Consider the following 6,293-nt stretch of genomic DNA (forward strand, 5'->3'; position numbering starts at 1 on the left):
CAAAAGAAACGGCCCGCGATTGGCGGACCGTTTCAGACTGTGTATTCAGTTTTCGCCGCACCGTTCGGCCATCGCCTCACCCGTGCGCCGAATATCCACATCCTCAGAGGGCAGAAGTTCTCGCTTGTAGCCTTCGGTGAGCTTGTACCCCTGGTATTCCTCATACCGGGAGCGCAGCACATCCCGCAGATGCTCCGGGGTCTGGCACAGCCGGGAAGTCACCCACTCGCTGTCCTTTTTCCTGCTGTCCCAATCCACCACCAGATAGCCCTGGCTGGAAGTCAGCACCTCACAGGCTTTATCCTCGGCCAGATAGTCCCGGAATACAGCTAACACTTTTTCATAGGTCATAATGAACACCTCTTAAATTTGATTTGATACCAGCATAGCGGCATGGACGATTTTTTGCAAGGATGCGGCCCTGCCACTCATTTTTTATTTATCTGCATTGGAAACTGAAAAATGATTTTCTGCTTGCGCTTCGCAAAGTCCAGTGTTTTCGCCGCCCCACCCCACCCATGCGTGACGCCGGAGATCACCACATCGCTTTCCTGGACCATCCACTCGTTTCTCCTGACAATGGCGTAACGGGGCGGCACATTCTCCAACGGCGGGTAGGTGGTGCTGTCATAGCGGGAAAGGTCAGCGTCCCGATTGAGGTAGGCCAGCACCAGGACCGCTTCAATGCTGGGATAGGTGGCCTTTTGCCGTCTCACCGCCGCTGCTGCCAGACTGTCAAAGTCCCCGTAGCCGCCGAGATAAAATGTGGCCGCGCCGCCCTCAATCAGCGATGGGAGTATTATATCCAACCATTTGGAGATTTCGCAAGTCTCATATATTTTGCTATGTCCGCAAAAGGTTACAATCATCCGCATCGCCCCGATACTTTTGCATTTCGCTTTTATTATACGAGAAAAATTATTAAAATGCAACGATTTGCAAAAGTATAATTAGCGAAGAATACAAGCACAGGGGGCGAATGCGTTGAAAGATATTCTTACCGTCATTACAGCGAACAGGGAGGCACGAGGATGGACAGAATATCAGCTTGCCGAGCGTTCCGGCCTGCCGCAGTCTACAATTTCCTCCTGGTATCGAAAGAACATGATCCCCACAGTTCCCTCACTGGAAAAGATATGTCATGCGTTTGGTATCACCTTATCCCAACTCTTTGCAGAAGGAGAATCGCCGGTATCGCTGACCGAATCGCAGGCGGAGCTGCTGGACCGCTGGGCAAGGCTGGATGAAAAACAGCAGGCTGTGATTTTCCAGCTTCTCGACATTATGTGATAATAATTTGAGAGGGTGGTCCATAGGGCTGTCCTTTCATTGTTTATTGGAGTTTTGCCAACGAGGTTAAAATTTTCTGCGCCGCATCCCACAGGCTGTCATAGCTTTGCCGCAGCTCGTCCAGATCAGCGCCATAGAACCGGCCCGTCTCATGGACCCGGCGCGTAAGCTGATTGAGGTTATTGCTGGACCGGCGCAGCAGAGAGACCATCTCCCGCAGCTCTGGCAGTTCCAGATTTATCACAAAGCCGTCAATCGCCATTTTTCGGAGGTATGCCGCCATATTGGTGGTGCCGAGCTGAGCCATCTTCTGCTCAATCAACGCCCGTTCCTCCGGCGTGACGCGGAATTTTAGCTGTACCTCCCGCTCTAAATTCGCCATGACTACCGCTCCTGGTCCTTGGCCTTACTCTTGGCGGGCGGCTTGGGCGTATCGGCGGCGGGCTGCTCCTGCAACTTCTTTCGCACCGAGGGTCTGCGCAGGATCAGCTTTTGAAAGCGGTCCTCATCTTTGGAGATCAGGGCAAATGTCCCCTTGCGGCCCTCCAGCCCGGAGAGAGAAAGGGTCTGGAAGGGCAGCATCGCCATAAGGCGGTCCGTGTCCTTAGTTCCAGCCCTTGCCAGGAAGTCGGGGGAGACCTGGACCATGTAATGGGTCCCGTTGGGACTGTTCGGCTCCTGGGCAGCTTGGAATCGTTCCAGGATATAAGCAGCCTCCGCCTTAATGTCCGCCGCTTTGAGGGGCTGTCTCAACAGATGTTCATGCCGTGCGCTGCTCACGAACATATCCAAAAGACCAGGGTGAGTTTGTGTGATAAGGTAGGAAGTGTCCCGTTTTCCTCTTTCAAAAACGATGGGGATAGTCTGCGCCCACTTCTTGTTGGCTTGGGAGACGCGCCCATCCGTCCCTTGGGTTTGCACCGTGTTGGCCAGCACATAGAACATCCGCTCATAGCCAAACTGCTTCACCACCTCCTGCACCGCCGCCTGTGTATCAAGGCGGTTGTCATGGTAGTGGCTGGCGATGGCCGTTTCAATCGCCTTTTTGCAGGCGATATTGGCATGGTTGGAGGCACGGTGCTGTTCTTCCTCGCCATGATTATATGCGTACTCGAAAGATTCCTTGTAAATCGGGGTCTTATCCATTTTAACCGTCTCCTTTCTATGTTTTACAGAGGGTTTCCGGCGCGAAGCAGACTTTTGCTGTTCCAGCTCCTGGAGGTCCCTCCGTACCAGATCAATGAACAGGTCCACCTTGGCGGGGTGGCTTTCTAAAGTGCAGCTCTCCCGGTCGCTGGCCATTCCGTACAGCGGAACAGTTTTGGCCCAACTTGCATTGTGGCCGGAGAAGCGGTTATCAATATTCCTTTCATGGACCGTATAAGCCAGAATGAACGCTACCCTCTCCGGCCCAAACTGTTTCAGAACCCCTTTGGCTGAATCCTTGGCAAAATTCATTCCATCCCAATTATTACGGATTGCATCGTCAATGGCACACTTGCAGTCGGCAAGGGCTTTCAGCGATTCCCGATTCTGTTCCAATTCGCCGTTTTCCCGTGCGTAAGCAGCGGGATATGGGTAGATTGGTGTTTGATTCATTTTAATTCCTCCATTTCATAAGCAAAGTCAGGCGGAGCTGCCCCCGCCTGACTTTCCCTGTTACCGCTCCTGGCGGTAGTCTTTCGGCTTGTCCGTTTTCTGTTTGGGCGGCACAGGCCGTTTCAGCCCCTCCAGCACCGAGGGGCGGGCATCCTTGGCCAGCAGCCGCTCCCCAACCGGGGCAGGCCCATCCTCTATCCCCAACTGCGCGTTCAGTTCTGCCAGCCGCTCACTTTTCTGCTGAAGCTCTGCCTCCTGGGGGAAGGGCTTGCCGATCTCGCCTTGAATCTCTTTCATCTGCTGGTGGAGATTGTCAAGCTGGGAGTGCAGCGCCGTTACCCGGTCCGGCATTTTATTTAAAGCATGGTCGATGCGGAGAAGATTACCCAAAACATCATCCCCCAATTCGGCCCGGTGGCTCATCTGGCCTTTGAGGGTCAGGACGATGGTGCGCCCGAAGTCCTCCACAGACAAAGCCATAGAAAAGCCGCGATAATTCCCGAGCTCGACAGGCTCCCCCGGCTTGATGCCCTTGCGGATTTCCGCGATCAGGGCCTTGCCCGCCTCGATTTTGTCCGTAAAGGTCTGGTCTCCGATCACCATACCGGCAAAGCCTTGCTTGACCTCCACAGCGGCGGTCTCCGCAGCGGGTGCGTCCGGCTGTTCCCCGTCAGCCTGGGGCGGCGCGGCGGGTTTCACAGGCACCATCGGATGGGGATGCTCCGCCAGCGTTTTCATGTCGGCCTCCAGCCCCGCGATAAAGCCCTCGTTTTCCTTGATTTTCTCAGGGAACCGTTTCAGAAGATCGTCCTCCATGCGGTACTGATGGCTCTGGTGGTCCGATTTCAGCAGACGCAGGCGGGCCACGTCAATATCCAGGTCCATCTTCTCTTTTATCAGCGGATTTCCCGCGCACAGGGCCTTGATCTCCGCATAGGAGAGGGCGGTCTCGTCCACGTCCTCGCAGGAGCGCACCGGGGATTTTGAGGTCATAATCTGCGAAATGAATTTCTGCTTGTTCTCCACTGTCTGCCAGAGGTAGGAATCAAACGTCCCCTCCGTGACATAGCGGTAGATGTGTACCGTGGGATTCTTGTTGCCCTGGCGGACAATGCGGCCCTTGCGCTGCTCCAAATCTCCCGGCCTCCAAGGACAGTCCAGGTCGTGCAAGGCAATCAGCCGGTCCTGGACGTTCATGCCAGCGCCCATTTTGAAGGTGCTGCCCATGAGTACCCGTACCCGCCCGGAACGGACCTTTGCGAACAGCTCCTTCTTTTTGGCGTCGGTATTGGCGTCATGGATGAAAGCGATCTCCCGCTCCGGGATGCCCATAGCGATGAGCTTGCTGCGGATGTCCTCATAGACGGAAAAGGGCGCGTCCGGCTTGATGTCCTCCAGCAGATTGCCCAGGGCGTGCAAATCTGTCCCGCCCGCCACCTTGTTTCCCGCCGCCATCGCGGTTTTGTCACGCTTGGCAGCGGCAGCGGCTTTTGGGGTAGACAGGTCGCAGAAAATGAGCTGGGTCAGCTTGTCCGCCTGCCCATTCTCCCAAATGCGGAACACATTTTCCACACACATATTGACCTTACTGCCCGGATTGTCGGGGAAAAGCGGGTTAATCAGCCGCTGATCGAGGCCGAGTTTCCGTGCGTCATTGGTGATTGCAAGCATATTGTCAATTTTGGGGTTCACCTGTCCTGCGTGAACGGCGGCGGCGCGGTCAGACAGCTCCTGGACCAACTGCTTCTGTTCCTCCGAGGCCAGGGCCTTTTCCGTATGATATTCTACCTCCGGCACGGGGAGATGGAGCTGATCGGCGGTCTTGATGTCGGCGGTCTCCCGGAACATGGCCATCAGTTCCGGCAGATTGTAGAATCGGGCAAAGCGTGTCCGTGGACGGTATTTGCCCTCCGGGGCCAGTTCCACCTTTGTTACTGTCTCCCCAAAGATGGAGGCCCAGCTATCGAAGTGGTTCAGGCTGTAATGCTTTCCCCGGCTGTCGGTAAAGCCCTTGTCCAGAAGGTCCTGCTGCAAATACCGCTGCATGGTGAATAATTCCGTCATGGAATTGCTGACCGGGGTGCCGGTGGCGAATACCACGCCGCGCCCGCCGGTGATCTCGTCCATATAGCGGCATTTCAGCAGCATATCGCTGGATTTCTGCGCATCAGTAGTGGAAAGTCCCGCAACATTGCGCATTTTTGTGTAAAGGAACAAATTTTTATAGGAATGTGCCTCGTCTATAAAGAGACGGTCCACTCCAAGCTGCTCAAAGGTGACGGAGCTGTCCTTTCTGCCGGTGTTGTTGAGCTTTTCCAGACGGGCCTCCAGGGAACGCTTTGTGCGCTCCAACTGCTTGACGCTGAATCTCTCCGCGCCGCTGTCCTCCAATTCCTCAATGCCCTGTTCAATCTCCAGAATCTGGTCCTGGAGCAACTGCTCCCGCCGCTCATAGGAAACGGGGAGGCGTTCAAACTGCGAGTGTCCCATGATGATCGCGTCATAATTCCCGGTGGCGATTCGGGAACAGAACTTCTTGCGGTTCCTGCCCTCAAAGTCCTTTTTGGAGGCAACAAGGATATTGGCGGTGGGGTACAGCCGCAGGAACTCGCTGGCCCACTGTTCGATCAGGTGGTTGGGGACGGCGAACAGAGATTTTTGGCACAGCCCCAGGCGTTTGCTCTCCATCGCGGCGGCGGTCATTTCAAAGGTCTTGCCCGCGCCGACCTCATGGGCCAGCAGCGTATTTCCGCCGTACAGCACATGGGCGATGGCGTTGAGCTGATGCTCCCGCAGGGTGATCTCCGGGTTGATGCCGCCGAACACGATATGCCGCCCATCATACTCGCGGGGCCGGATGGAGTTGAACAGCTCATTATACTGCTTCACCAGGGTCTGCCGCCGCTGCGGGTCTTTCCAAATCCAATCCCGGAAAGCATCCTTGATGGCCTGCTGCTTCTGCTGGGCCAGGGTGGTGGCGTTGTGGTTCAGAACGCGGCGTTCCTTGCCGTCCGGGTCCTTGATGGTGTCATAGATTCGCACATCGCGGAGGTTCAAAGTGTCCTCAAGGATGTGATAGGCGTTGAGCCGGTCCGTGCCATAGGTGGTGTTGGCGGCAACATCATAGCCGGTTACAGTATTCTTGCCGGTGATGTTCCATTCCCCGGTATATTCCGAGAAATTCACATGGATTTTTCCCTTTTGGACCGGCGGCGTTTTGAACAGCTCATACATAAACTGCTGGACATAGCGCTTATCCAGCCAGGTGGCTCCCAGGCGCAGGTCGATCTCCGAGGCAGTCAGGTCCTTGGGTGTCAACGCCAATTTGAAATTGTAAGAAAACGCCGAAGAAATTTTGTAGTTTTTCGGCGGGGGGGGGGTAACAGAATCAGTTATTTCCTTGC

General features: G+C 55.3%; 6 protein-coding genes. 1 reads left to right on the forward strand and 5 read right to left on the reverse strand.

The window, feature by feature from the left end; translation table 11 throughout:
- Nucleotides 1–45: 45 nt before the first annotated feature.
- Entirely contained in the window at nucleotides 46–351 is a 306-nt protein-coding gene (locus tag C816_RS02575) for a hypothetical protein (protein ID WP_016320848.1), read from the reverse strand.
- Nucleotides 352–428: 77 nt separating this feature from the next.
- The gene (locus C816_RS02580; protein ID WP_242832098.1) at nucleotides 429–809 is read right to left on the reverse strand and encodes a hypothetical protein; all 381 of its coding nucleotides are present in this window, start codon (nucleotides 807–809) and stop codon (nucleotides 429–431) included.
- A gap of 175 nt (nucleotides 810–984) precedes the next feature.
- Here C816_RS02580 and C816_RS02585 point away from each other — a divergent pair, with 175 nt between their 5' ends.
- Nucleotides 985–1,290 carry a helix-turn-helix domain-containing protein gene (locus C816_RS02585; RefSeq protein WP_016320850.1) on the forward strand — a complete coding sequence of 102 codons (306 nt, stop codon included), beginning with the start codon at nucleotides 985–987 and terminating at the stop codon, nucleotides 1,288–1,290.
- Nucleotides 1,291–1,333: 43 nt separating this feature from the next.
- Here C816_RS02585 and mobC read toward each other — a convergent pair whose 3' ends face one another.
- The 3 genes from mobC to C816_RS02600 form a co-directional block, all read right to left on the reverse strand.
- Nucleotides 1,334–1,672, reverse strand: a complete 339-nt coding sequence (gene mobC / locus C816_RS02590; protein ID WP_016320851.1) for a plasmid mobilization protein — start codon at nucleotides 1,670–1,672, stop codon at nucleotides 1,334–1,336.
- Nucleotides 1,673–1,674: 2 nt separating this feature from the next.
- Nucleotides 1,675–2,889 carry a DUF3849 domain-containing protein gene (locus C816_RS22285; RefSeq protein ID WP_016320852.1) on the reverse strand — a complete coding sequence of 405 codons (1,215 nt, stop codon included), beginning with the start codon at nucleotides 2,887–2,889 and terminating at the stop codon, nucleotides 1,675–1,677.
- 60 nt (nucleotides 2,890–2,949) lie between these two features.
- A partial coding sequence (locus C816_RS02600; protein WP_016320853.1) for an SNF2-related protein occupies nucleotides 2,950–6,293 on the reverse strand: 3,344 nt, incomplete at its 5' end.

The organism is Oscillibacter sp. 1-3 (assembly GCF_000403435.2).
Taxonomy (GTDB): domain Bacteria; phylum Bacillota; class Clostridia; order Oscillospirales; family Oscillospiraceae; genus Oscillibacter.

What these genes read in the sequence shown, in the direction of transcription:
- C816_RS22285 (WP_016320852.1), bottom strand. Translation starts at nt 2,889, where the DNA reads ATGAATCAAACACCAATCTACCCATATCCCGCTGCTTACGCACGGGAA.
- C816_RS02575 (WP_016320848.1), bottom strand. Translation starts at nt 351, where the DNA reads ATGACCTATGAAAAAGTGTTAGCTGTATTCCGGGACTATCTGGCCGAG.
- mobC (WP_016320851.1), bottom strand. Translation starts at nt 1,672, where the DNA reads ATGGCGAATTTAGAGCGGGAGGTACAGCTAAAATTCCGCGTCACGCCG.